Below are 25656 nucleotides of genomic sequence, written 5' to 3' on the forward strand. Positions count from 1 at the left end.
AAATGTCTTTATGACAGTTATAGAAAACCGGAAAGGAAAGGTGAGTCGTTTGCAGACAAAAGCAGTGCGTATTTATGGAGTGAAAGATTTAAGGCTGGAAGAATTCGAGCTTCCGGTTATGGGGGAAGATGAGATACAGGCCCGTATCATAACGGACAGCCTCTGTATGTCCACATATAAAGTGGCAAATCAGGGAGCCAGACATAAAAAACTGCCGGATAATCTGGCAGAGAATCCGGTAATTATGGGCCATGAATTCTGCGGTGTAATTGAGGCTGTGGGAAAGAAATGGCAGCATCTTTACAAACCGGGGGATAAATTTGTGGCTCAGCCCAATCTGGGACGGGCAGATACGTTCTCTCTGGGGTATTCCTTCCCTTATGTGGGCGGTGAGGCAACAAAGGTTATTTTTATGAATGAGGCCATGGAGAAAGGCTGCCTGCTTCCCTACCGGGGAGAGAGTTTTTTTGAAGGGGCCCTGGTAGAGCCCCTGTCCTGCGTGATTGCAGGCTTTAAAGCCAATTTCCATCTGAGAGACCGGAACGAATACGACCACACCATGGGAATCCGGGAGGGCGGAGCCATGGTTATTCTGGGCGGAACAGGCCCAATGGGTTCTCTGGCTGTGGATTACGCCATTCACGGAGAAAAGAAACCTTCTGTGCTGGTGGTAACCGGAAGGACTCAGGAGAAGTTAGAGCGCAGCAAAGCACTGTACCCTCCAAAAGAAGCAGAAAAATACGGTGTTTCACTTCACTATGTATGTACGCCGGGGGAAAGTGACTTTGTGGAAGAATTAAAATCCCTGACCCCTGGAAATCAGGGATTTGATGATATTTTCCTGATGGTGGCCCAGGAATCCATGGTTACCGCTGCGGAAGCTCTTCTGGCGCCGGATGGCTGCCTGAACTTCTTTGCAGGTCCGGCGGATTCCGGATTTTCCGCACGGATGAATTTTTATAATCTGCACTACAATGCCACCCATTTTGTGGGTACCAGCGGAAGCAATACGCAGGATATGAAGGACGCCATTGCCTGTATAGAGCAGAAAACAGTCAATCTGGCCAAAATCGCCACTCATATCATGGGCCTGAATGATGTGTGCCGGTCCATTCTTCAGATTCCTGAACTGCCCGGCGGAAAGAAGATTGTGTATTCACAGAAAAATTATCCCATTACCGATGTGGGAGCATTTTCAGAGCAGGATGAGCTGGGAGCAGCTTTAAAAGCGCTGGTGGAGAAACATGACGGCCTGTGGAATGCAGAAGCAGAAGCATATTTTCTTGCAAACTGCCCTGAAATATGATATAAGATTAAAATTTATACTTAATAATTTTAACAGGAGGACTTTAGTTTTATGTCATCAGAAAAGAAAAAGAACAGAAGAACATCCGCTAAAAGTCTGAGCGGGAAAATTATTGCAAAACTTGTCCTGATCGTTGCATTTATGTTCCTGCTGATTGTAATGATATCCGGATGGATTTCCATGAAATCCCTGATGGCCATTACCAATGATAAGCTGATATCGGTTGCATATGAAAATGCTTTTATTATTGAGAAAGAGATTGAAAATGCCTATGGACAGGCCAGAGGATTTGCCAATTCCCTGAAAAACATTTCCGCCCTTCCTCCGGAAGAACAGAGAGACGCCATTGATTACGCACTGGCAGGGGTTCTGACAGGAGACGACAGTTTTACTACGGTATTTGCATATTTTGAGCAGAATGCCATTGCAGACGCCAACGGACAGCCCTACAGCGTACATAAAAAGGACATTGCATATGAGGCGGTAGCTTATCTGGACGAGAACGGAGAAAACGTTATATTTGAAAAGCATGAGGATGCTTTTGACAATTTTGAAAAAGATTATTATGTGAGCATCAGGGAAACCGGTGAAGTCTATGTTATGGAGCCTTACGTTTATCAGCTTCAGGGAAAAGATATCATGATGATAAGCGTAATTGCTCCCATCTATGATGCAGAAGGAGAATTTCTGGGCGTAGCCGGCTGTGATGTGGCGCTTCAGGATATGCAGAGCCGGCAGTATGCGGCCACAGGCTATAAATCCACCCATATGATGGCTTTTTCAGAGGATGGAACAATCCTGCTGGACAGCAGCGATGCTTCCCGTGTGGGAAAATCAGCTTCAGAATCCGGGTATGACGCTGTACAGGCTGACGCGGAGAAGCTGAAAAACATGAAAGAAGGGAAATATTCCAACAGCAATTACATACTGCATGAGAAAACCGTTAATTTTGCCACCGGGAAAACAGGGCTTTCCATCCTGGTACCTATGAAGTTAAACAGCGGAAACATCTGGTCTTTGTACATTGCCATTGACAAAAGTGAATTTGACGGAAATATTAAGGAAGACACATTCCGGCTGTCCCTGGTGGTAATCTTTTTCGGCGTTCTACTGCTGACAATTATTTATTTCGTTGTCAGGAGTTCCCTGGCTCCCGTGAAAAAGATCATGAAAGGCGCCGCTCAGCTTGAAGAAGGAAATCTGAAAATCAAAATTGATGTGAATACAAATGACGAACTTGGGCGTCTGGCAAAAGCCATCAACCATATCAGCGTTATTATGGATAATTATGTCAATGACATTTCCAGACAGTTATCCAGAATGGCTGAAAATAATATGGATGTGAAAATAGACCAGAAATATATTGGAGATTTCATTCCCATTCAGGCGTCTATTGAGAAGATTACAGATTCTCTCAACCGTACCCTGGGACAGATTATTATTTCCGCGGACCAGGTGGCATCCGGCTCGGAACAGGTATCTTCCGGTGCCCAGACCCTTTCAAAAGGCGCAACGGAACAGGAGGCGGCAGTCAATGAGCTGGCGGCTTCCATTGACAGTCTGGCCGAAGATGTTACAGCCAATGCAGATGATGCTCAGGAAATGAATATAACAGTTACAGAAGTAAGTGAGCGGATTGGAAAATGCAACGATGAAATGAAAAAATTAATTGAGGCAATGACAGAAATCCGTAATTCATCTGCAGGCATTGAAAAGGTAATCAGGACAATCGAAGACATTGCCAGACAGACAAACCTGCTGTCCCTGAATGCTTCCGTGGAGGCGGAACGGGCAGGAGAAACAGGAAAAGGATTTGTGGTGGTTGCCCATGAAATAAGGGATCTGGCAACCAGGAGCGCAGAATCTGTGAAACAGACCACAGAGCTGATTGAGCATTCCTTCAGGGCAGTGCGCAATGGGGCTGCCATCGCAGATGATACGGCAAAATCCCTTTCCGCAGTTGTGGACGGTGCGGAAAAGATTACTGATGTGGCAAACAAGATAAACGTTGCCTCCCAGAATCAGAAGATGATTCTTCAGGATCTGACAAAAAGTGTGGACATGATTGAGGAAGTCGTTCAGCATAATACCACCGTTTCCCAGGAAAGCGCCGGCACAAGTACGGAACTGTCACAGCACTCAAAACGTCTGCATGAACTGGTATACAAATTTAAACTGAAGAATTAGGAAATCCTGTTACCATTTTCCATATTTATCCGATATAAACAGTAACATGGAGTACAAAGTTATATTTCAGGGAGGAAATGGATATGATCACCAATGGGATAGGAAATGCGTATGCACAGGCAGCAGCCGCAGCAAAGCCGAAGGAAACCGGAAGGACGGGAAAAGCCGGACAGAAAGAGATTGGCAATCCGCAGTTAAGCGAGAAAGCACAGAAATATTACGAGCAGTTACAGAAGAAATTTTCCAATATGGATTTTATTCTGGTCAGTGCAGATAAGAAAGAGGAAGCCCAGGCAAATCTCAGCAAGTATGGAAACAATAAGAGCCTTGTGGTGCTGATTGATGAGGAAAAAATCGAAAAAATGGCTGAAGACCCGGCATACCGGGAAAAATATGAAAAGGTACTGCGGGGCGCAACCACTCAGTTTGCCCAGATGAAAAGCGATTTGGGAAGCAATGCTGATATTGTGAAATCTTTCGGTATGAAAGTAAACGATGATGGGACCGCTTCTTTCTTTGCAGTAGTCGACAAGTCTCTGGCAGCCCAGAAAAAGAGGATTGAGGAAAAAGCGGAACAGAGAAGAGAAGACAGAAAGAAAACTGAGGCAAAAGAGAAACAGGAACGGACAGAAGAAAAATATGCTGACGGGCTCAGAGAGAAAGATGACGATACCGTTACGGTGACAGCTTCTTCCTGGGAGGAGCTGCTTCGGAAAATTAATGCTGCTGTGTCTTCCTGTGGAGATAAGATAAGAACAGAAGAAGAAACATGGGCGGGCAGCCGGTTTGATTACAGTATTTAACAGCAGAAATGGCAGGAGTTTTTGCCTGGGACGGGCGTTTTGTGAACTGTAATACCTTCCCTTTGCCGGGGAGCCCCTGCCATAACAGCTTATATTCTGCAGGAAATTTTTCTGAATTTCCTGCAGAATATAAATGACATGGGGTGGCCGGATAAAGAGCGTCCATAAAAAGACCTGTTTATTTTACCTGTTCTTTCTCCGTTTTGTTATTGTTCAGCATGTCGATTTTCACGTCATTTGGGTGGGCAAAGGCACACTGGGGAAGAAAGTTATAAACATCCAGATAAGAATCCAGCTCTGCACTGGTCTGGGGCGGTCTGGGCACTGCGCCGGTACAGTCCATGGCAGAACTTGCTTTTAAATAATCATAGTTTTCATCATGCAGGTCAGGCACCGGATGGGTGTCTTTTTTTCTGTCCATTTCACTCATAAAATCCCTCCTTACAGTAACAGTATGACGAAAAAAGCAATTTTTATGCAGCCTGCAATTTGACTTTTACAGGATAAATCCTTATAATATAAAAAATTAACAGCTGTTCAGAATAACAGTTTTAAAATTATAAGGATTCAGAGGCATAAAATATGAAAATTTCAGAATTATTAAGAACAAAAGAAGTAACCATCAGCTGTGAGCTGTTTCCGCCAAAAAAGGGTTCCGAGCTGGCGAAAGCCCATGAGGTGGTCCGGGAAATGGCCAGGGTAAAGCCGGCTTTCATGAGTGTGACCTATGGGGCCAGCGGCGGCATCAGCGAGCATACGGTAGATCTGGCAAATGAAGTGCAGAATGTAAACGGTGTGCTGGCTCTGGCGCATCTGACCTGTGCGTCTTCCGGCCGGGACAAGATTCAGGAGGTTCTGGGGGAATTGCAGAATCGGAAAATTGAAAATATTCTGGCGCTGCGGGGTGATATTCCTGCGGATCTGGATTTTCCTCTGCCCAACCAGTATCATCATGCCAGCGAACTGATAGAGGAAATCAAAGCATTCGGAGATTTCTGCATTGGCGGAGCCTGCTACCCGGAAGGCCATCCGGAAGCGGACTCTGTGGAGGCGGATATTGAATATCTGAAACAGAAGGTGGACGCAGGCTGCGAATTCCTCACCACCCAGATGTTTTTTGACAACAATATTCTCTACAATTTCCTGTACAGAGCTTTGAAAAAAGGAATCGAAGTACCGGTGATTGCAGGCATTATGCCGGTAACCAATGCAAATCAGATTAAACGGATTACTTCTCTGTCCGGCACTGCACTGCCTGCCCGGTTCAGGGCTATTGTGGAGCGGTTTGCTGACAAACCGGCGGCTTTGAAGCAGGCAGGAATTGCCTATGCCACAGACCAGATTATTGACTTAATCGCAAACGGAGTCAATAACATACACATTTATACCATGAACAAACCGGATGTAGCGGGGGCTATATTTCAAAATCTTTCTGAAATTTACATACCGGGACAGGAACCGGAAGATGGAAGGAATCAGAAGATATGAAAGCAGACAGAGCGGAAACTTTGCGCTACCTGGGGTATCGGGGCCAGAAAATCGACAGTCAGACACAGGAACTTCTGGAAAAAGTAAGTGCAAAACTGGAGCAGAACAGTGCTCCCAGAAGCGTATACCGGGAGTATGACTGCAGGGTTACAGACAGTACCGTTTCTATTGGAGGGCTTACCGTCACAAGCAGGAATCTGGCAGGAAATCTCAGAGGATGTGAAAAAGCAGTGCTTCTGGCAGCCACCATTGGACGGGCTGCAGATTTGATGATTCGGCAGTATTCGGTGACAAATCTGGCAGGGGCTGTAATTGTGCAGGCAGCGGGGGCAGCCTGTATGGAGAGCTATGTGGATGAAGTGGAAGATTCCATACGTCAGGAGGCGGAAAAGCGCGGACTGTACCTGAGGCCCAGATTCAGTCCGGGATACGGAGATTTTTCACTGGAGTATCAGAAAGATATTTTTGCCATGCTGGAATGTGAGAAGCGGGTGGGTATTACGCTGACACAGGACAATCTGATGCTGCCCTCCAAATCTGTAACAGCGATTATCGGACTGACTGCAAAAGAAAGAGAATCCTGTCACAGGGCGGACTGCAGCCAGTGTGGGAAAACAGACTGCGAATTCCGCCGGACGTCGGAAAATAAGACAGAAGAAAATATTGTAAGCCAGGGCGACAGCACAGTGCCCGATAACGGAAAGAAGGAAGGGGGAAAACCATGAATTTTACGGAACGGTTGAAAACGGAACTGCTGTTTTTTGACGGTGCCATGGGAACCATGCTGCAGGCCCAGGGCCTGCAGTCCGGGGAACTGCCGGAAATCTGGAATGTAACCAGAGAAGACGTGATACTGAATATTCATAAAAGCTATCTGAGGGCCGGCTGCAACATAGTAAAGGCCAATACTTTTGGTATCAATCCTTTTAAGATGAAAGACAGCGGATATACCTGCGAAGAACTGACGGAAAAGGGAGTCCGTCTGGCCAGGCGGGCGATTACAGAGACCAGAACGGATGCTTATGCGGCACTGGACATAGGTTCTCTTGGCAAATTGCTGGAACCGCTGGGAGATCTGCCTTTTGAGGAGGCATACGAAGCATTTCGGACAGTATGCCTGGCCGGAGAACAGGCAGGAGCGGATCTGTGCCTGATTGAGACCATGAATGACACTTATGAAATGAAAGCTGCGGTGCTGGCAGCCAAAGAAAATACCAGCCTGCCGGTGGTGGTCACCATGGTATTTGATGAAAACGGGAAATTGCTGACAGGAGCGGATATAGAGGCGGCAGTAGCCATGCTGGAAGGGCTGCGGGTGGACGCAGTGGGACTGAACTGCGGATTTGGTCCGGATGTAATGAAAAAATTTCTCCCAAAACTGCGGGAAATATGCTCTGTTCCCATTGTGGTGAATCCCAATGCAGGACTTCCTGTGGTGGTGGACGGTAAAACTTCCTATCATGTAGGGCCGAAAGAATTTGCCGCTGTCATGAAAGAAATTGCCCAGGACGGAGTTTCTGCCCTGGGAGGCTGCTGCGGTACCACGCCGGAACATATCCGGGCGCTGGTAACAACCTGCAGAGGAATGAAACCTCTGAAAATCACAGATAAAAACCGCTCGGTGGTTTCGTCCTACAGCCATGCGGTGGTGTTTGGAAATCATCCCAAAATCATTGGAGAACGTATCAATCCCACCGGAAAATCCCGTTTTAAGCAGGCACTGCGGGAACGGGATCTGGAATATATCTATAAAGAGGCATTGAACCAGCAGGAACGGGGCGCACATATTCTGGATGTGAATGTGGGGCTTCCGGAAATCAATGAAGTGGAACTGATGAAAGAAGTGGTAACCGGACTCCAGGGAATCACAGATCTTCCCCTGCAGATTGATACTTCCGACCCGGAAGCCATGGAAACAGCGCTGCGCCTTTATAATGGCAGGCCTCTGCTGAACTCCGTCAACGGCAAACAGGAATCTATGGATACCGTCTTTCCTCTGGCGGCCAGATATGGCGGCATGGTGGTATGCCTGACACTGGATGAATCCGGAATTCCTGACACGGTACAGGGCAGAATTGAAATTGCTGAAAAAATCATCCGGGAGGCGGCAAAATACGGTATCCGCAAGAAAGACCTTCTGATTGATACGCTGACCCTGACCATCAGTACCGGACAGGACAACGCCAGGATTACCCTGGAAGCCCTGCGGCATGTACGCTATGTGCTGGGCGTTCATACCACACTGGGGGTTTCCAACATTTCCTTTGGACTGCCTCAGCGGGAAAAAGTCAATACAGCATTTTTCACCATGGCTTTATCACAGGGACTCAGCGCCGGAATTATCAATCCGGGCAGTGAGGCCATGATGTGCGCCTATGATGCTTTCTGTGCGCTGAACGGCAGCGACAGCCAGTGTGAGGCTTATATCAGACGTTATTCCGGACAGGCGCAGCAGCCTCCGGTACAGCCCTCAGGAACCAGAGAACTTTCCCTGTTTGACGCAGTGGTAAAAGGCCTTTCAGAAAGCGCGGGACAGGCGGCCCGCAGGGAACTGGAAACCAGAGAACCTCTGGAAGTTATTGACAGAGAACTGATACCGGCTCTGGACGTGGTGGGCCAGGGATTTGAGAAAAAGACAGTGTTTCTGCCGCAGCTTCTCATGAGTGCGGAGGCGGCAAAGGCAGGATTTGACGCTGTAAAGGAACGCCTGAAAGCCCAGGGCGGCAATTCCGGCTCCAAAGGCACCATTGTGATTGCAACGGTAAAAGGGGATATTCACGATATAGGAAAAAATATTGTGAAAGTGCTTCTGGAAAATTATGGTTTTCAGGTGACAGACCTGGGAAAAGATGTTGCACCGGAACTGGTGGTAAAAGCAGCCAGAGAACAGAAGGTGAAACTGGTGGGATTAAGCGCTCTGATGACCACCACAGTGGCAAATATGGAACTGACGGTACGGATGCTGAAAAAAGAACTGCCCGACTGCAAAATCATGGTGGGAGGCGCGGTACTGACCCAGACCTATGCAGATATGATCGGGGCAGATTTTTATTCCGGAGATGCCATGGGCTCCGTAAGATACGCAAACAGGCTGTTTGAGACAGAAACCGGTAAGAAGTAAGAACAAAGCAGACAGAATGAAAAGAACTCTCCAAACCTTTCTGACATATATTAGTAAAAAAGAAAGGATTTGGAGAGTTTTGAGTATTAATTGGATTATTATTGGTATTATTGCAGTCCTTTTACTGCTTTTATGTCTGTGGATATGTTACAGATACCAGTGTTGCCGGAAAGCAAAACGCCTGGTGTACACCAGAAGCGACTATGAAAAACTTACAGAGCTGAATCAGGCCCTGGCGCCTTTTGGCTTTGTCTATGACCAGCAGAAAAATATTTTTTATTCCCGTAAAGACGCCTGGCAGCGAAAATTTGGATATGGAAAAATATATGATGAAATGGCTCCCGTTATGAATATGATTATTGACTGTGAGCCCATTTATTTTGAATATGATAACAGAAGATGGATGATTGAGTGCTGGAAAGGCCAGTACGGAATTACCACCGGGGCAGAGATCGGGATTTATGTGGAGGGGGAACGGGACGATCAGAAAAACCCGGAAGATGTATTTTATGAATGCGTATCAGAGGAAGAAGAACTTCCCATGGAAATGACCCTCTACAAAAATGGCAGAAAGGTATTCCAGAGACAGGAAAACCACTGGTGGCTGACGGGATTTGAACTTGGAGAATTCTCCTGGCCGGGAGAACTGATGATGAAAACTGCCATCACATTCCGGAATCATGAAATGCTGGAAGCATTTCTGAAAGGCTGTTATCAGGCAGGTTATCAGCCGGAGGATCTTCATGTCTGGGCCCAGCGGGTGGCATTTTCTTTCTATCAGCCCAAAAATTTGCAGAATTTCCGTTATGGCAGGCTGTTTCGCAGACTGATTCAATGGCAGAACCGTCATAACTGTAAAATTTACCATCGGGTAACCAGGGACTTTACCAGAACACTGGATAAACTGGACTATCTGATGCTGGCATATCCCCGAATATTTGCCATGATAACAAACGTCGGAAGAATTGCCTGGGAGAAAAAAGGCTCATGAAACGTACTGCCAGGCGGCTGGATAAGGCCTATGGGGAGGCTTTGTGCGTTCCCGTTCACATGGGAAGCCGCATTGTGCTTATGAGTGACTGCCATCGGGGCGTGGGGAACTGGGGAGATAATTTTCAGGCCAACCAGAACCTGTACTTTGCAGCGCTGCAGTATTACAACCGCAGAAAATTTATTTATATTGAACTGGGAGACGGCGATGAACTGTGGGAAAACCGCAACTTACAGGAAATTGTACGGATACACAGCAATCAGTTCTGGATGATGGGAAAATTTTATCAGGATCATCGCATGTATATGCTGTATGGCAATCATGACCGGAAAAAAGAGAAAGAAAAATATTTTAAGAATAAATGCAATTCCTACTACTGCGAGGCTGAAAATGAGGAGGTGGCCCTGTTTCCGGGTATGAAAGTCCATGAAGCCATCCGTTTACAGGATGCCTGCAGCGGAATGGAATTATTTCTGGTTCACGGACATCAGGGAGATCTGTGGAACGATACACTCTGGAAGTTCACCCGCTTTCTTGTGCGGTATCTCTGGCGGCCGCTGGAGCTGGCCGGAGGCAATGATCCCACCAGCGCAGCCAAAAACTACCAGAAAAAAGAGAGAATCGAAATGCGGCTGGCAGCCTGGGCCCAGAAGCATGAGACTCTTCTGGTGGCCGGCCATACCCACAGGCCGGTATTTCCAAAACCAGGAGAAGGGTATTATTTTAATGACGGAAGCTGTGTACATCCCCGCTGTATTACCGCTCTGGAACTGGAGCGCGGATCAATTTCTCTGGTGAAATGGAGTGTGAAAGTGCGGGAAGATAATATGGTCTATATTGGACGTGATGTGCTGGAAGGGCCGGAGTCTCTGGCAGATTACAGCAGGGCGAAGGCAGGTCTGCCGGGATTCTGACCGCAAGTGCGGCAGGCTGGGCCGATTTGCAGCATATTTCAGATCAGGGGCGGTTTCATTCAAAAGGAATGGAACTGCCTTTTTGCCTGGAATAATCTTCATTATCCTAAGAAAAACTTAAGAATTAGAGAAAGAAATATTGAAAATAATTGTGATAGAATCAAAATACAATAAAAGAGAATTACGGTATGGAGAAAGGCAGGTGTTTTTATGAGGATTGGAAAAGAAAACTTTATCGTACAGCTACAGCTTCATAATGAAAAGGCGTTGGAATTTCTGGTTATGGAACATGGAGAACGCCTGATATCCATCATCCGAAAACATCTGTTCACCCTGCCGCACCTGCAGGAAGAATGTCTGACTGACACTTTCGTGACTGTCTGGAATCATATCGACAGTTTTGACAGGGAAAATGAGTTTGAAAACTGGATTGGCTCTGTGGCCCGGTATCGCTGCCTGAAATATCTGGCCGCCCATCAGAATGAGGCCACCATTGCATGGCTGATCGAAAAAGAAATTCTGGAAGAGAAAGAGATGATGGTGAGCTGCCTGAATGAGCAGGAGCAGGAACTGTTTTATCGGTTCTATGTGGGGGAGGAACCGGAACAGACCAGGAAGAAAAACCGGAATATATCCTGCCGCAACATGTATGATTTGCTGAACCGGGTTGATACAGATATTTTTGAGTATGAGAAAGAGTGTATTTCCCCAGAGGAAAAGGAACGGATGATCCGGCAGCTTCAGGAAATGCTGAGAGGAAAGAAACGCAGGTTCTCTTTTCGGCATTATCTGAGCAGTTCTTTTCGAAAAGCTGCGCCTTTGAACTGCTGAATCACCGGTGGGCAGATATTCAGTTTGTGCCGGAACATATTTTGTAAAAAAAGAAAAATAAAAATTATACACAACATCTTGACGAATCTGTATATTAGTGATACTATATATCCATAGCTACGATATATCAGCACTCTTTCCCCTCAGTTGATATATCAGCTTGCTCCCGATACCACTGGTGTCGGGAGCCTTTTTTTGCAGGTAAAGTTCGGAGAGTTCCAGTATCCGGAATTTGCCTGCGGCAATGTTTTATGAAAAATCTGTAGTCAGATACTACTATGTTACTATTTTTGTATATTTAATCGTAATATGTCATAAAAGGATATTGTGGATTGTTATTATATTATATGGTAAAATAGATTCCAGAAACAGATAAATTACCATCAAACATTTAAGGAGGGGAAAAATGGCTGATATGGATAAGCTATTAAGGCAGGCATTTGATGAAATTGCAAAAGAGGAATATGAAAACCGTCCGGAGGTAATACCGGAGCATAAGTTTTCTCTGAAGTTCCGTTGGAAAATGCATCGGATTTTACGGAAGATGAAAACAGGGAAAGAAACCCGTGAAGACGGAAAGGGTCATTCTCTTATGGGACTGTATCGCTCCGTTCATTCCAGAAAACGGAGGATGGTCATTCTTCTGCTGGTTATTATGGTGCTTGGGGGAACCGCTTTTGCCACAGAGCCAGTCATCCGCTGGTTGTGCAATTACTATGTGAACCAGTATGACGACCATGTGAAAATTCAGAGAGATAATACCGAGGAATCGGAAGATAAAGAAAGAGGAACGTTTCGGAAGTATCGGTTGACGGAGATATCAGAGAAATATTCTGTGGAATCAGAAAATTTTGATGAAAAATTTCAAAGATATAATGTTACTTATGTTGGAGAAAATGGGGAAGTATTATATTTGCAGCAAACTTGGCAGGAAGATGAACTTCCAGAAAATATAACGTCTGATACAGAACCATTAGAAGATGTGCAGGTAAATGGATTTACCGGATATTATGCAGAAGATAAAGAAAATGGCTCGCTGATTCTTTCCAATGGCGTCTATACATTGGTATTACTTGGCACATATTCAAAAGATGAATTGATTGAATTGGCTGGAAATCTGGAACTTGCAGATGAACCATAAGAGAATAAGTTGAAATGGCTTGGATAAAATTTTTGTAGATAGGACGGATATTAAAAAAGTATAAAAAATTGACAAAAAGTGTCATATTTCTCCATTTTCGATTGTTATAGTAAGTGGTGGTAGTATGCCTGCTGCCGACTGTACAAAAGAAAAAATGAAAGGAGAGGTGTCATGAAGCGAAGAATATCAATGGTGCTGGCAGTGATGTGTTTACTGCTGAATCTGTCTACTGTCAGCTATGCAGCAGAAGTTGCAGGTGCGCAGCCCACAGCCATAGGGGGAGGAGGAACAGCAGAGCCTTATTATATAAACACTGCAAAAATCAGCGCCGGGTTAATAATTGAAGGGAATACAGCTTATTGTTATTCTGATGTGGTAGCAAAAAAAGTATGTTTTATCAATGTGGTTATGCGTCTGCAGCGGAAGGAAGGGACTTCCTGGCATACAGTATCTTCCTGGGTGGAATCAGCCAATGCAGGTTCCAAAGTTTTAAGTAAATCTTTTGCTTTAAGTACCAGAGGGACTTACCGTGTTTATGCCATCTTTACTGTGGGCGGAGAAGAAATATCCTGTGCAAGTGCAAGTAAAACATATTAAGGGGGAAATTTATGAAAGGGGTAATTGAAGAAACTGTAAAAGATCTTTTAAAAGGAATGGGGATATTGCTGATTAACTTTTTCGGAATCATACTTTTGAACTATCTGGGAATGTTGTTGGATTAGAGAATATCACCGCTTTACTATAATTAAGATGATTTTACAGAGCAGAATGAAATGGCGAGCCTGTCGGGAGAGGTTCCTGTTTCATTCTGTTTTTGATTGTGGTTTTGGGGAAAAGTGATTATAATATATGCAGGATGAGGATTATGTGGAAGGGATTTTCAGAGTTTATAATCATGAAATCTGTGATGTGATAGATAACTATAACTGCAGTGCATATTTTGAGCCATCCTATGTGATTGCAAGGGCGTATTTTGCAGGAGGATTTTAGTGGCAGAAATACTGCCTTCTTTTGCGCCCTGATTCAATATTTTCCCGAACTCTTTGTAATAAAGTCATATATTTGATCTCCAATATGCAAAATCAGGGGAAGCGCATACCTCCCCTGTTAATATGTCTGCTATTATAAAATGTCATATTCCTCATAAAGATGGTTCCTGAAATCAGGATCTTCTAAAGCACGATTTAATTCATCCGTGCGGTTTTCAGAAAGAAGGATTTTGATTAAGGAAGCCATCTGGTTGCTGCCTTCTTCGCGCCCTAATTCGATATTTTCCCGGTCTCTTTGTAATAAAGTCATATACTCAACCTCCATTTCCTTGCTTTCTTTTACTTCGATCACCTTTTTATGGATCTCTTTTATGAGCGGGCTTCTTGCCTGCAATGCGAAGTCATCCGTTGTGTTTTCCACATAGAAAAGGAATTCCTGCATTTCCGGCTCGACATCGTGCATGTTACCTTTGGTATTCAGGAAAATCTTAGTGGTTTCATCTCCCAGCGTAAGGGAGAGGTTTTCCACGCACCTGTTTTCAAAAGTATATAAATGACGACGTTCTCCGAACGGATCAAAAGTGCAGATGAAAATGACAAAAGATTTTTTCAATTTCCTGTAATCTTCCCCTGTGGAAATGATGTCAAGGTCGATGTTTCCCTGATAGTACCTCGATCTCTTGGGGAGAATGGCTTTTTTATGCTTTCCGCGTTCCATTTCCACATTATATACAGTGCCTTCGTTGTCATTCAGATATACGTCGAGCCGGATGCCTTTTCCGTCATAGAGCATGTCAATTGTTTTCTGCGTGGCAGGTACGGAAACTTCCCGTATGGAAACGCCCAGTATTTTTTCTAATACTTTTCTGCAGATCTCCTTATCGCTCATTACTTTAGCAAAAAGGAAATCGTCCTCCAGGTTTAATTGATGGATGGTTCTGTTTGTGTTTGGCATAAATATACCTTTCTTTCTCAAATTATAGCATGATTCTGCTATTTTGTCAGTTGCAATATGAATTTACAGTCAATTACTCCTCAATCCAGCTTTTACAAAACTCGAAGGAGATGGGATGACCTGCAGGGATAAAAGCTCATGTTGCTTATTTGTCATGCACCAAAAGAAAACTGAGAGGAAAAAGCCGATACCCAACCGTTGTTACCTTGTCAGACATTCCACCAGCCTGTCATTCATTTCACGGCTCATAAAGCAGAAGCGGATATACCGGTTGTCCAGAAAGGGGAAGGTGGAGCAGTCCCGAATCATCATTTTCTCCCGGATGGCCCGGTCAAACAGTTCCCCGGAGGTCATGGAGTCCGACAAAAGGCGCACCAGCATGAAATTGCCGCTGGAAGGATAAGTTCTGAATCGCGGATCTTCGGAAAAAATCCCGTGAATCCGGGCCCGTTCCGTGGAAATCAGGCTTCTGGTTTCCCGGATGTAATCATTGTCGCGAAACATAAGTTCCCCGGCAATGACAGCCAGAGAATTGATGGTCCAGGGGTTTTTGCGGGTATTGACAGCTTTGATAAAGTCACGGTTTCCGGTAACTGCATAGCCCAGCCGCAGGCCGGGGGCAGCAAAAAATTTGGAGGTTCCCCGCAGAATGACGATATTATTGTAAAACGCGGTGAGGGGAACAGAGGTGATCTCTTCGTAGTTGTCTGCAAATTCCACATAGGTCTCATCTACCATCACAAAAATATCATTCTGCTTGCACACATCCAGAATCTGACGCATGATTTTGCGGGGAACAGCCCCGGAAGTGGGGTTGTTTGGATTACAGATCACCAGAAAATCAATGCTTTCGTTGAGCTGTGATGTGAAATGTTCCACATCCAGTTTGAAATCCAGTTCTTCCTTCAGGGGATAATAGAGGCAGGTGCCGCCGCCCAGTGCAATTTCACGCTCATATTCGGAATAAGTGGGGCCGATAATCAGGGCCTTTTTGGGATGCTCAATCTGAATAAACAGAGAAATCAGCTCGGTGGAACCATTTCCCATAATAATGGATTCGTAATCGGTATCCAGATATTCTCCGATGCATTTGCGCAGAGAGAGATATTCCCGATCCGGGTAGGTGCTGATGGCGTCGATGTGGCTGGCCAGAGTTTCACGCAGCAGAGGTGAAATTCCCAGAGGATTCACATTGGCGCTGAAACTGGTAATTTCTTCCCTGCGGATACCGTAAATCTGTTCAATTTTTTCCAAATCACTTCCGTGAAAATGATCCTTATGCTGTAACATAAATTTCCTCCAAAAATATTTACACAAATGTTTGAATGGTTTATAATCAATACAATTGATATTATAACGAATACTCACAAAAAAGCAACCACAAAGCAGGTGACGATTTGCAGAAGAAATTAGAGGAACTGGCAGCCGGGAACTGCGGCAGCAATTCTTCCATCCTTAAGTTTTCCGTGGAAAAGCTGGAATTTGAAGTGGTGGAGGAAACCAATTATACAGGTGAATTTACCATGGAAAGCACCAGTGAGATGCCGGTAAACGGCATTATCTATTCCTCCAGTCCAAGGATGGAGTGTCATAATCCAAAGTTTCAGGGAGAAAAAATTACGCAGACATTTGAATTTCACAGCGAAGGTCTGACAGAAGGGGATATTCAGAAGGGCAGTTTTCATATTGTCAGTGATCAGGGGGAATATGACCTTCCTTTTTCCGTGTCTGTTTCCGGTAATTATGCGGGCAGCTCCATGGGAAAAATAAAAAGCCTGTTTGAATTTGCCAATCTGGCAGGAAATTCTTATGAAGAGGCCGTGAAGGTTTTCGGACATCCGGAATTTATCCATGTTTTTAAGCCTCAGGAGACGGAAGAACGGCTGATTTATCAGATGCTCAGACGTAAACCATGTACCATGGCTCAGGTGGAAGAATTTTTAATAGCTGTCAGGAAAAAGAACCGGGTTACATTTCGGATTGAGGAAGCCCGGCGGGATTTTTCCGGTATCCATGAGACAGTAAGGGAGCATATTACCCTGAAAAAGGAGGAATGGGGCTACATTGCCATTGAGGTGATAAGCGATGCCCCATGGCTGCTGCCGGTGAAAAATATGATTACTGCGGCAGATTTTGTGGGAGACCATGGACTGGTGGAATATATGATTGAACCGGAATACCTGCATGCAGGAAAGAATTTCGGAAGAATCACTCTGCAGACTCCTTTTCAGACCAGGAAGGTGGAACTTGTGGTGGACCAGGGAGCCAAAGACCAGGAATCATCCCGTCAGATAATCCGCAGAAAGCAGTCGGAGCTGGTCAGCCTTTATATTAACATGGGGATAAAGAAAATCGTAACCGGAGAATGGGCGAAACAGACGGTGAAGAAGACAGAGGAACTTATGGAGCTGGAGCCTGACAATCTCTGGTATCTGCTGACGAAGGCGCAGGCATTTCTGGTGAACCGGCAGCGGCAGGAGGGAGAATGGGCGCTGGATGCATTTCCCAGGAATAAGGTGGATAAGGAATCTCCGCTGTATGCCTACTATATGTATCTGTGCACGCTGCGGGAACCGGAGCCGGTATATGTGAATAAATTAACAGGAAAAATCCGCAGAATTTACCACAGGAATCAGGAAAATAACCTGTTGTTGTGGATGCTTTTGTTTCTGGACGAAGAATTAAATTACAGCAAGGGCAGAAAACTGGAGGTAATTGAGAAGCAGATTGAGGCGGGAGGGGAAAGTCCTGTGCTTTATCTGGAGGCTTACCGGATTCTGGCAAGGGAGCCTTTTCTGATGTACCGGGCAGATGAATTTGAACGGAAGGTACTGCGCTGGGCTGTGAAACACGAAGTCCTGACCAGAGGAATGGCGGAACAGGTATGCAGGATTGCGCCGGAGATTCCGGAGTATCATCCCGTCTGGTATCAGATTCTCTGTGAATGTTACAGGGTATTTCCGGAAAAGGATATGCTCCATGCCATCTGCAGTTATTGTATGAAATGGAACTGTTATGGGAAATCTTACTGGAGATGGTATCATCAGGGGATTATTGAGGAACTGCGTATTGCCGGAATTTATGAGGCATGGATCCTGTCAGCAGGAAAACAGCAGTTAAAGAGAATACCAAAATCTGCGGTTCTCTATTTTCAGTACCACAACCATCTGGCTTATCATCCTCAGGCCATGCTTTTTCGGACAATCATTGAGAATAAAACGTCCTGGAAAAACAATTATCCGCACTATCTGAAAATGATGGAAGAATTTGTGAAAAAGCAGATTTGTGCGGGAAGAATAGATCAGGATATGGCAGTGATTTACCAGGAGGTTCTCACCCCGGAACTGATAACGGAAGAACTGGTGGAACCTCTGGCCAGAATTCTGTTTGTGCATAAAGTCAAATGCAAAGATGACGGTGCACTGCGTCTGGTGGTGCGTCAGCATCCCCTGAAAAAAGAACTGACGGTTCCGCTGAATCATGGAACCGGGTATGTGAACCTGTACAGCAGTTCATACCAGATTCTGCTGGAGGATTCCAGGGGCGTACGTTTTTTGCCGAAAGAGGAATTAACAGTAGTTCCTCTTTTGAACTGCGAGAAATTTCTGGAAAAGGGAATTTCCGGTGCGGAGGAAAAGCTGCCCTGGCTTTTAAAATATTTTGACGGGAAAAAAATATGGCAGACTTATGAAAAAAAAGACCTTCCATATCTTCAGATGCTGATAGATTCCGAAGTAATCAGTGAAGAGTACCGGGAAGAACTGCGGCCTCAGATGATTTCCTGGTATTACTATAATTATACCGGTACGGAACTGGATGAATTTCTGCTGTCTCTGTCCTTTGAAGGAATGCAGAAGCTGGCCAGAGAGAAAATCATGGAATTGCTGGTGGCCAGGCGCCATTACCAGCGGGCCTATGAACTTCTGCTGTCTTATGGCTGCGATAACCTTTCGGCTGCAAAACTGGTACATGTTATCTGCCATCTGATGGAGAATCTGGAATCGGAAGACGAAGCAGATGAGTTTTTGCTGGGACTGTGCCGGAGCGTTTTTCTGCGGGGCAAATATAATGAGCGGATTTTGAATTACATGTGCAGGTTTTTCCATGGGACTTTGGATGAGATGATTCAGCTCTGGCAGGCTTCCTGTGACTTTGAACTGGACACTTACAGGCTGGAGGAGCGCTGTATTGTACAGTTCCTTTATACAGAGGATTTTTCTCTGAGTGTGGAAAAAATATTTGAAAGTTATGGGGAAAACCTGGGCCGGGAAACGGTGGTGCTTGCATATCTTTCCTGGATGTCTCACCAGTATGTCACAAAAGACGCAGTGGTGGCAGATTATGTCTTTCAGAAGATTTTTTGTCTTTTGCAGGAAAAGCAGGAACTGAATCCGGTGTGCAGAATCGGATTTCTGAAATGGTGTGCGTTTGGCCGGGAGCTGTCTTTAGAAGAAAAGCAGTGTGCAGAAAACATACTGAAGGAGTGCATTTCTCAGAAACGCTGTTTTGCTTTTTTCCAGTCTCTCCCCACGGAATTTGCCGGAAAATATCTGTATCATGACAGGGTATTTCTGGAATATCGCACCATTCCGGGCAGGAAGGTGATGCTTTATTATCTTCCTGTGGGAAGCGAAGAATATACGGAACTGCAGATGAAGGAAATGTATGATGGAATTTTCGTTAAGGAATTTCTGGTGTTTTACGGGGAAAAGATTCCCTACTATATAAAGGAAGAAAAAGAAGATACCTGGATGGTGACGGAAAGCGGACAGGTGCAGACACAGGAGCTTTGCGTGAATGCAGAGGGCAGCCGTTATGACCTTTTAAATGATATGATGGTAAGCTGGCAGATAAAAGACGAGGCAACCCTTCTGGAGCGACTGGACACTTATGGACGACTGGATGGAATGATACGGGAACAGTTCGGTATTTTATGAAAGGCAGGTACGTGAGATGAAGCCGGCAGCAGGAGAATGGTACATAGGAATAGACGCAGGAAGCAGATGGACACAGATAAGCTGTTACCATGGGAACCTGACGGAGCCGGAGACCAGGAGTACCCTGGCGGGAACGGAGCTGTATCGGATTCCCACAGCCATCTGTAAGCGTAAAATCAGCGGAAAATGGTGTTTTGGTGAGGAAGCCAGCCGGATGGCGGAAACCGGCGAGGGTATTTATGTGGATGATTTGTTAAATCGTGCTTTAAAAAAAGAAACAATTCTTCTGGATAAGGAGTATCGGGCGGAGGATTTGCTGCTGGTGTTTCTGAGAAAAGTGCTTCGGATTGCACTTCCTGCAAAGGGGGTGGAGGCTGTAACCAGATGTGTCTTTTCGGTAAAAGAGGTAACCGACGAACTGGTAACGCTGCTGCGCCACATGGGAAAATCACTGGGGCTCTCCAGCCGGCAGCTGGTTATTCAGGACCAGCGGGAAAGTTTTTATGCCTATGCAGTCTGCCAGGAACCGGAGTTGTGGCAGTATGATGTGGTGCTGTTTTCCTGCAGCGGAGAGGAAATCTGGATGAAACATCTGGTTTTAGGTAAAAAGACCAGGCCTAAAATTGCGGAAGTGGAAGAAGTATGTCTGGGCAGACTGCCGGAAGACGTGCGGGAATGGGATATTACCTTTGCCCATATGGTGCAGAATGCCATGTCCGGCAGAATTGTATCTTCGGTCTATCTGATTGGAAGCGGATTTGAAGGAAACTGGATGAAAGAATCCCTGCAGGTTATCTGCCGGGGCAAACGGGCTTTTCAGGGGAAAAACCTCTATACCAAAGGAGCCTGTTATGCCGGGATGCTGGAGGTACATCAGGAAGAGGCAGACACCGTTTATTTCTGTGAATACAAAGTACAGGAACATGTATTTCTGAAAGTGACCAGCGGAGATGACACAGGATTTTATCCTTTGTTGGAGGCAGGCTGCAACCGTCATCAGATTGAAAAGAAACTGCGGATACTTCTGGAGGGGGAAGGAACTCTGGATTTATGGATGCAGAAACCCGGAAGCCGGGAAGCAAAAATTGAGAGTCTGGAACTGCCGGAACTTGCCTCATCAGATATGGAGCGGTTTCGTCTGTCTCTGTCTCTTTTTTCCGGTGAGGAAGGAAAGCTCCTTTTGAATATAAGGGATATGGGATGGGGAGAACTTTTGCCCGGAAGCGGCAGGGAATGGGAATATGAGATAGGATAATGGGGGATATGTGCCCGGAAGCGCCCATACAGGTGCCAGGGTGCGGCGTCAAATCAGCAGAACAGTGAAACAGCAGGAAAGGGAACGTTATGGGCCGAGTATGGTTATGTGAGGAAGTGACGGCAGAACATCCGTTTTATCTGGAAGAAGAAAAGGTGAACCTGTACTCTTTTGAAGAATTGTGTTATTATCTGTATCAGAATACCGGAGTGCTGGAAGAGAGCTTCTTTAATGAAAGGCTTTGCTTCTGGCTGGCGCAGGATGTGGGGCAGACAGAGCTTTCCCGCCAGCTCAGACAGGGCATTGAGCAGGAACGAAGCGGCTGCTGGTGTATGGAACAGATTTTAAAGGCCGGAGGATTTTACAGTTCAGAAGAATTGAAACAGGTTCTTAAAACAGCGGAGCGTATGGAACAGAAAACGCCTCTGGAGCGGGCAAAACTCCGGGGAGACCGCCTGCTGAGGGCAGAAAAGTACCGGGACGCCATTTCAGAGTACCGCAGAATCCTGGAACAGGCAGATTCAGATGATGATCCGGTGCCGGGGCTTATATGGCACAATATGGGTACTGCATATGTGCGTCAGATGTTGTTTGCACCGGCAGCAGAATGTTATGAAACTGCTTATGGAATAAGCAAAAGAGAAGAGAGCAGGGAGGCTTATCTTCTGGCGCTGGCCTGCAGGGATGGGAAAGCAATAACCGGTGAGGCGGACAGCCTGGCAGAGGCCAGACAGCAGTTAAGGGAACTGAAACAGGCGGGAAACCGGGCCGGGTATGAGAAGCAGTTAGAGCGCCTGCTGCAGAATTTTAGATTAGAATACAGGAAAAGTGAGTAAAAATGGGATTATTCAGAAAAAAGAAAAAACCAAAATATGTAGAGGAAATACTGGAATTTGAGGGGGAGATTCCTGCCAGAGGGAGACAGGAAGCGCAAAAGAAGACAAAAGAGCAAAAAGGGCCGAAGAAAAATATTGCCACAGATTACTGTGAGCAGATTAAGGACGCGGCAAAAAACCTGGAGGAAACCAAGCGGGAATATAAAATTGTCACCGATTATCTTACAGATATTCAGATGATTGAGAATCTTCCGGAGCCGGAATTTGCAAAGATTCAGGAGACAGCACAGAATGTTGTGAACCTGAACGAGGCCAGAGACGCATATCTGAATAAGGCCAAAACTATTTCTGACAGCCAGTTTGCCCAGATGGAACAGCTGGAAGCAGAAATGCCGGAAATTATCCGGCGCCTTCAGGAGAATGAGTCTTATCAGACTGTAGTGAAGCGGGATATGCAGTATCTGGAAGGCGAACGGGAGGAATGGCGTTATTACCAGGAATCTCTGGAGCAGGAGGAAAAGGTTCTGCGCAGGCTGCTGTTTGGGCTGCTGGGACTGTTTGTAGTGGCCGCAACAGTTATTGTAATACTGGGAACCGTTATGAAATTTGACATTATCATGCCGTTTTTTGCAGCAGCCCTGATTGCGGGAGCGGTGGGGGGCCTTATGGTCTGGCGGCTTCAGAACGACGGAATGGAAAAAAAGAAATCCCAGGCAAATATCAACCGGGCCATTGTACTGATGAATAAAGTGAAGTTCAAATATGTGAATGTTACCAATGCGGTGGATTATGCCTGCGAGAAGTACCATGTGAAAAACGCTTATGAGCTGGGTTATCTCTGGGATCAGTATCTGGAGGCGGTAAAAGAGCGGGAAAAATACCAGCGCACCAATGATGATCTGGAGTATTTCAATGATAAGCTCATCCGCCAGCTGAAACGATATAAACTGTATGACGCCAAAATCTGGATTCACCAGGCCAGAGCCCTGTTGGAGCCGAAAGAAATGGTGGAAGTAAAACATGAGCTTCTGGTACGACGCCAGAAACTGCGGGGCGGAATTGAACATCAGGTGGCAGACATGCGCAATGTCCGGAAAGAAATTGAAAGTCTGGTTAAAGGGCGTCCGGGAGGCAGCCGGGAAATTAAGGAAATTCTGGATTCTCTGGATGAAATATGCGGCATTGGCTGAACATGTGGAACTGGTCAGGAACTGCTATGCGGTATTGCAGGAGATGTGAAATGCTTTAAAAGCAGAGTATGGGTACAGCGATGAAAATGCGTTTCTGGTGCTGAAAGATATTCTGGCCCGGTTGTGGAACCGGAAAAATTAATAGAAACAGATAAAACAGAGAGGCTGTGCGTAGCGCAGGCCTCTCTGTTTTGTGAGAAAGTGTTTGCTTTTGTGAGCAGCAGGTCATGCAGCAGGTAATATACGGCTATCTGCAGTCAAATGCCGGATTTGCCGCATAAAAGTTTTTGGAATCCAGGTTATCCTGTACAATGCGCAGTCCTTCACCGAAACGGGAGGATTGAAGTAAAATTATCTGTTGATTTTTTGCATTTTCTTGATAATAGATTGCCAATACATGCGGTCTTTTAAGACCCGGATTACCGTAATGGTGGAATCCTCCACAACAAAGAAAATTAAATATGTACTGTAAGGCTTGAAATAAACGCTTAATCCTTCGATCACATATCCCGTAGCTTCATAGCCTTTGGGGAAGGAATCCAGTTCTTTGATTGCCTTCTTTATCTTCTTTGAAAAATTTTCCGCATATTCCCGATATTTGAAGGTGTCAAGAATATACTTTTTTGTTGACTTAATATCCAGGAGAGCATCTTTGGAAATCACAATTTTGTATTTTTTAGGTATATCCGGCATTATATTTTGTCAATTTCCTCCCATGCTTCATCAATCGTATAGACATCGCCTTTTTTCATGCTGTCTATTCCCTTGGAGAGTTCGTCATATAATGCGCCTATGGCTGCTTTTTCGGAATATTCAGTTTTAAGGATTTCCTGATTTCTGATTGCCTGTGCTGCAGGTGCCATAGTATCACTTCCTTTCGGTTGTTTTCTTTATTATACATTATACGGTATATAGTATTGGCTTATCAACAGATTTTTATTAAATTTTCCTCAAAACTGTGTGTCTTAGACTTTTGTGATTAATTGTTAAATGTTCCAGGTAATTTCAATGTTTCCGTCTGCAATCCGAATGACTTTGATAAGCGTATCGACTACCGCCTGTCTGTCCTCGAAAGAAAGCGTTTCCCATGCTTTCACATGATTGGTTATCTGCTTCAATCTGCCCTCTGTATCTGTGACATTAGCCGTAACGATTTCTTCCTGCAAGGCTTTCCGCTCTGCGTCCAGTTCTGATACTTTTTCGTCTATGTACTTCATCAGAACGCCGCTTGCCCCGGATACTTTGGAGAGAAGTTCTTCGATTTCTTCCTCAATCTGTGTCAGACGGATTTTTTTCGTCATGTGTGATTGTTCTTCTCCTGCGTCAGACAGGCAGGAGAGTTTTTGAAATTCTGACAGTCTTTCCCTGATTGCACCAAGCATATATTCTTCCAAAACGTCCGCGTAAATCGTACAGCCTGCCCCGGTGCAGTTGCTTCCGCGGCTTCCCGACTGGCTGCAAACAAAGTAACGTCCCCACTTTGTTTTCGCCTTACGGATTGTCAGCGCATAACCACATTTGCCGCATTTTACCTTGCCTGCAAGCCATGAATTTTTTGGTTTACAGGTTTTTGTTGACTGTCTGTTGTTCAGACACCGTATGCGGCAGGCAAGCCACGTCTTAGAGGGAATAAAACCCTTATGCGGTGCAAGCACAATCTCTTTGTCGGATAAGTCGCTCTGTTTTCTTGAAGTGGAAACTGTACCCTTATAGAGATAGCAGGCATTATAACTCGTAAAATCACTTGCCGGATTATAGATGTTTGCGCCTTGACTCTGGAAAAACTGATACACGTCAATATCGGCTTGCACATACACGGGATTACGGAGCATTTCACTGATACGGGCGGTATTCCAGTTTGTGCCGCGCAGGTTTTTAATCTGATGTTCATTCAGGTACCGCACAATATCCCCAAGTGAATTGTCCGTGTCCGCATACATGGAGTAAATCAGCTTTAGCTGTTCGCTTTCCTCCGGGACTTCCTCATACATGGAAGTGCGCACATTGTCAACGACCGTGCCTGTCAGACGGTAGCCATAGGGAATACGCCCGCCCATATAAAGGCCGCGCCTGCACCGTGCATAGTAAGCGTCCGTTACACGTTTCTGTATCGTTTCCCGTTCCAGTTGGGCGAACACAATACAGATATTTAACATCGCCCTGCCGATTGGTGTGGACGTGTCAAACTTTTCCGTGGAAGAAACAAACTCCACATGATATTTCTGAAATATCTCCATCATGTTTGCAAAATCCAAAATGGAACGGCTGATACGGTCGAGTTTGTAGACAATAACCCGTTTGATTTTTCCTGCGCGAATATCATTCATCATTTTTTCAAAGCCGGGACGGTTGGTGTCCTTGCCCGAAAAACCTTTGTCCGTATATTCAATGCAGGCTTCTCCGTGGGTTTCGTATCTGCAATACTCAAGCTGGCTTTCCACGGATATGCTGTCCTTTTTTTCGATTGACTGTCTTGCATATAATGCGTCGTACATTTTATCTACCTCCTAAAACGTAAGAAGTATATCCACAAAACGATCATATCGTTTCCATGATTGTTTTGCAAAGGACTTACGCATATTTTTTAAAAATCTGATAGAGCCGTGCCCCGATTTCCTGTCGGGTTTCCTGCTCTGATTTTTTCTGAAAGGCGGGGTAGATGTTGGTAACGGTCAGCCTCATTTTATCTTTGCGTATCTGGGTATCGGGTGT

22 protein-coding genes are annotated in these 25656 nt (G+C 45.4%); 16 read left to right on the forward strand and 6 right to left on the reverse strand.

Going from position 1 to position 25656, the window contains the following annotated elements:
- Positions 1-10 precede the first annotated feature (10 nt).
- The 3 genes from C805_RS15075 to C805_RS15085 all read left to right on the forward strand — a co-directional run bounded on the left by C805_RS15075 (position 11) and on the right by C805_RS15085 (position 4296).
- Entirely contained in the window at positions 11-1306 is a 1296-nt protein-coding gene (locus tag C805_RS15075; protein ID WP_196811071.1) for a zinc-binding dehydrogenase, read from the forward strand.
- A 51-nt stretch (positions 1307-1357) separates the two neighbouring features.
- Entirely contained in the window at positions 1358-3493 is a 2136-nt protein-coding gene (locus C805_RS15080) for a methyl-accepting chemotaxis protein (RefSeq protein WP_016214749.1), read from the forward strand.
- A gap of 83 nt (positions 3494-3576) precedes the next feature.
- The gene (locus tag C805_RS15085) at positions 3577-4296 is read left to right on the forward strand and encodes a DUF6033 family protein (protein ID WP_016214750.1); all 720 of its coding nucleotides are present in this window, start codon (positions 3577-3579) and stop codon (positions 4294-4296) included.
- Positions 4297-4474: 178 nt separating this feature from the next.
- On the opposite strand, the gene C805_RS15090 is transcribed toward C805_RS15085, so the two are convergent.
- Positions 4475-4726: a hypothetical protein gene (locus C805_RS15090; RefSeq protein ID WP_016214751.1), complete on the reverse strand. Its 252-nt coding sequence runs from the start codon at positions 4724-4726 to the stop codon at positions 4475-4477.
- A gap of 152 nt (positions 4727-4878) precedes the next feature.
- Here C805_RS15090 and metF point away from each other — a divergent pair, with 152 nt between their 5' ends.
- The 9 genes from metF to C805_RS26405 all read left to right on the forward strand — a co-directional run bounded on the left by metF (position 4879) and on the right by C805_RS26405 (position 13772).
- Positions 4879-5784, forward strand: coding sequence for a methylenetetrahydrofolate reductase [NAD(P)H] (gene metF / locus C805_RS15095; protein ID WP_016214752.1), 906 nt, complete (start codon positions 4879-4881; stop codon positions 5782-5784).
- Positions 5781-6509, forward strand: coding sequence for a vitamin B12 dependent-methionine synthase activation domain-containing protein (locus C805_RS15100; RefSeq protein ID WP_016214753.1), 729 nt, complete (start codon positions 5781-5783; stop codon positions 6507-6509). The genes metF and C805_RS15100 overlap by 4 nt, the downstream gene beginning before the upstream one ends.
- Complete coding sequence (locus C805_RS15105) at positions 6506-8905, forward strand: homocysteine S-methyltransferase family protein (protein WP_016214754.1); 2400 nt, start codon at positions 6506-6508, stop codon at positions 8903-8905. Before C805_RS15100 ends, C805_RS15105 begins: the two co-directional genes overlap by 4 nt.
- A gap of 79 nt (positions 8906-8984) precedes the next feature.
- On the forward strand, positions 8985-9896 hold the full coding sequence (locus C805_RS15110) for a DUF4474 domain-containing protein (protein ID WP_016214755.1): 912 nt from the start codon (positions 8985-8987) through the stop codon (positions 9894-9896).
- Complete coding sequence (locus C805_RS15115) at positions 9893-10810, forward strand: metallophosphoesterase (protein WP_016214756.1); 918 nt, start codon at positions 9893-9895, stop codon at positions 10808-10810. The genes C805_RS15110 and C805_RS15115 overlap by 4 nt, the downstream gene beginning before the upstream one ends.
- A gap of 210 nt (positions 10811-11020) precedes the next feature.
- Complete coding sequence (locus tag C805_RS25270) at positions 11021-11641, forward strand: sigma factor (RefSeq protein WP_016214757.1); 621 nt, start codon at positions 11021-11023, stop codon at positions 11639-11641.
- Between the two features lie 406 nt (positions 11642-12047).
- Entirely contained in the window at positions 12048-12782 is a 735-nt protein-coding gene (locus C805_RS15120; RefSeq protein ID WP_016214758.1) for a DUF4367 domain-containing protein, read from the forward strand.
- A 171-nt stretch (positions 12783-12953) separates the two neighbouring features.
- A complete protein-coding gene (locus C805_RS15125) occupies positions 12954-13379 on the forward strand; it encodes a hypothetical protein (RefSeq protein WP_016214759.1) in 426 nt (141 codons plus the stop codon).
- 252 nt (positions 13380-13631) lie between these two features.
- Positions 13632-13772, forward strand: coding sequence for a hypothetical protein (locus C805_RS26405; RefSeq protein ID WP_022751159.1), 141 nt, complete (start codon positions 13632-13634; stop codon positions 13770-13772).
- A gap of 132 nt (positions 13773-13904) precedes the next feature.
- On the opposite strand, the gene C805_RS15130 is transcribed toward C805_RS26405, so the two are convergent.
- Positions 13905-14726: an Rpn family recombination-promoting nuclease/putative transposase gene (locus tag C805_RS15130; protein ID WP_016214761.1), complete on the reverse strand. Its 822-nt coding sequence runs from the start codon at positions 14724-14726 to the stop codon at positions 13905-13907.
- A 201-nt stretch (positions 14727-14927) separates the two neighbouring features.
- The gene (locus C805_RS15135; protein WP_016214762.1) at positions 14928-16016 is read right to left on the reverse strand and encodes a pyridoxal phosphate-dependent aminotransferase; all 1089 of its coding nucleotides are present in this window, start codon (positions 16014-16016) and stop codon (positions 14928-14930) included.
- 107 nt (positions 16017-16123) lie between these two features.
- On the opposite strand from C805_RS15135, the gene C805_RS25275 reads away from it, so the two are divergent.
- The 4 genes from C805_RS25275 (at position 16124) to C805_RS0105510 (ending at position 22944) form a co-directional block, all read left to right on the forward strand.
- Complete coding sequence (locus C805_RS25275; protein ID WP_016214763.1) at positions 16124-19663, forward strand: DUF5717 family protein; 3540 nt, start codon at positions 16124-16126, stop codon at positions 19661-19663.
- A gap of 16 nt (positions 19664-19679) precedes the next feature.
- Positions 19680-20918: a DUF5716 family protein gene (locus C805_RS15140; RefSeq protein ID WP_016214764.1), complete on the forward strand. Its 1239-nt coding sequence runs from the start codon at positions 19680-19682 to the stop codon at positions 20916-20918.
- A gap of 89 nt (positions 20919-21007) precedes the next feature.
- Positions 21008-21754: a hypothetical protein gene (locus tag C805_RS15145; protein WP_016214765.1), complete on the forward strand. Its 747-nt coding sequence runs from the start codon at positions 21008-21010 to the stop codon at positions 21752-21754.
- Positions 21755-21756: 2 nt separating this feature from the next.
- The gene (locus C805_RS0105510) at positions 21757-22944 is read left to right on the forward strand and encodes a hypothetical protein (RefSeq protein WP_016214766.1); all 1188 of its coding nucleotides are present in this window, start codon (positions 21757-21759) and stop codon (positions 22942-22944) included.
- A gap of 351 nt (positions 22945-23295) precedes the next feature.
- On the opposite strand, the gene C805_RS15150 is transcribed toward C805_RS0105510, so the two are convergent.
- The 3 genes from C805_RS15150 to C805_RS15155 form a co-directional block, all read right to left on the reverse strand.
- Complete coding sequence (locus C805_RS15150; RefSeq protein WP_016214767.1) at positions 23296-23637, reverse strand: type II toxin-antitoxin system RelE/ParE family toxin; 342 nt, start codon at positions 23635-23637, stop codon at positions 23296-23298.
- A complete protein-coding gene (locus C805_RS26720; protein WP_016214768.1) occupies positions 23637-23807 on the reverse strand; it encodes a hypothetical protein in 171 nt (56 codons plus the stop codon). Before C805_RS26720 ends, C805_RS15150 begins: the two co-directional genes overlap by 1 nt.
- A 123-nt stretch (positions 23808-23930) precedes the next feature.
- Positions 23931-25439: a recombinase family protein gene (locus C805_RS15155; protein WP_016214769.1), complete on the reverse strand. Its 1509-nt coding sequence runs from the start codon at positions 25437-25439 to the stop codon at positions 23931-23933.
- Positions 25440-25656 lie beyond the last annotated feature (217 nt).

Source organism: Eubacterium sp. 14-2, from assembly GCF_000403845.2.
Lineage (GTDB): Bacteria > Bacillota > Clostridia > Lachnospirales > Lachnospiraceae > Petralouisia.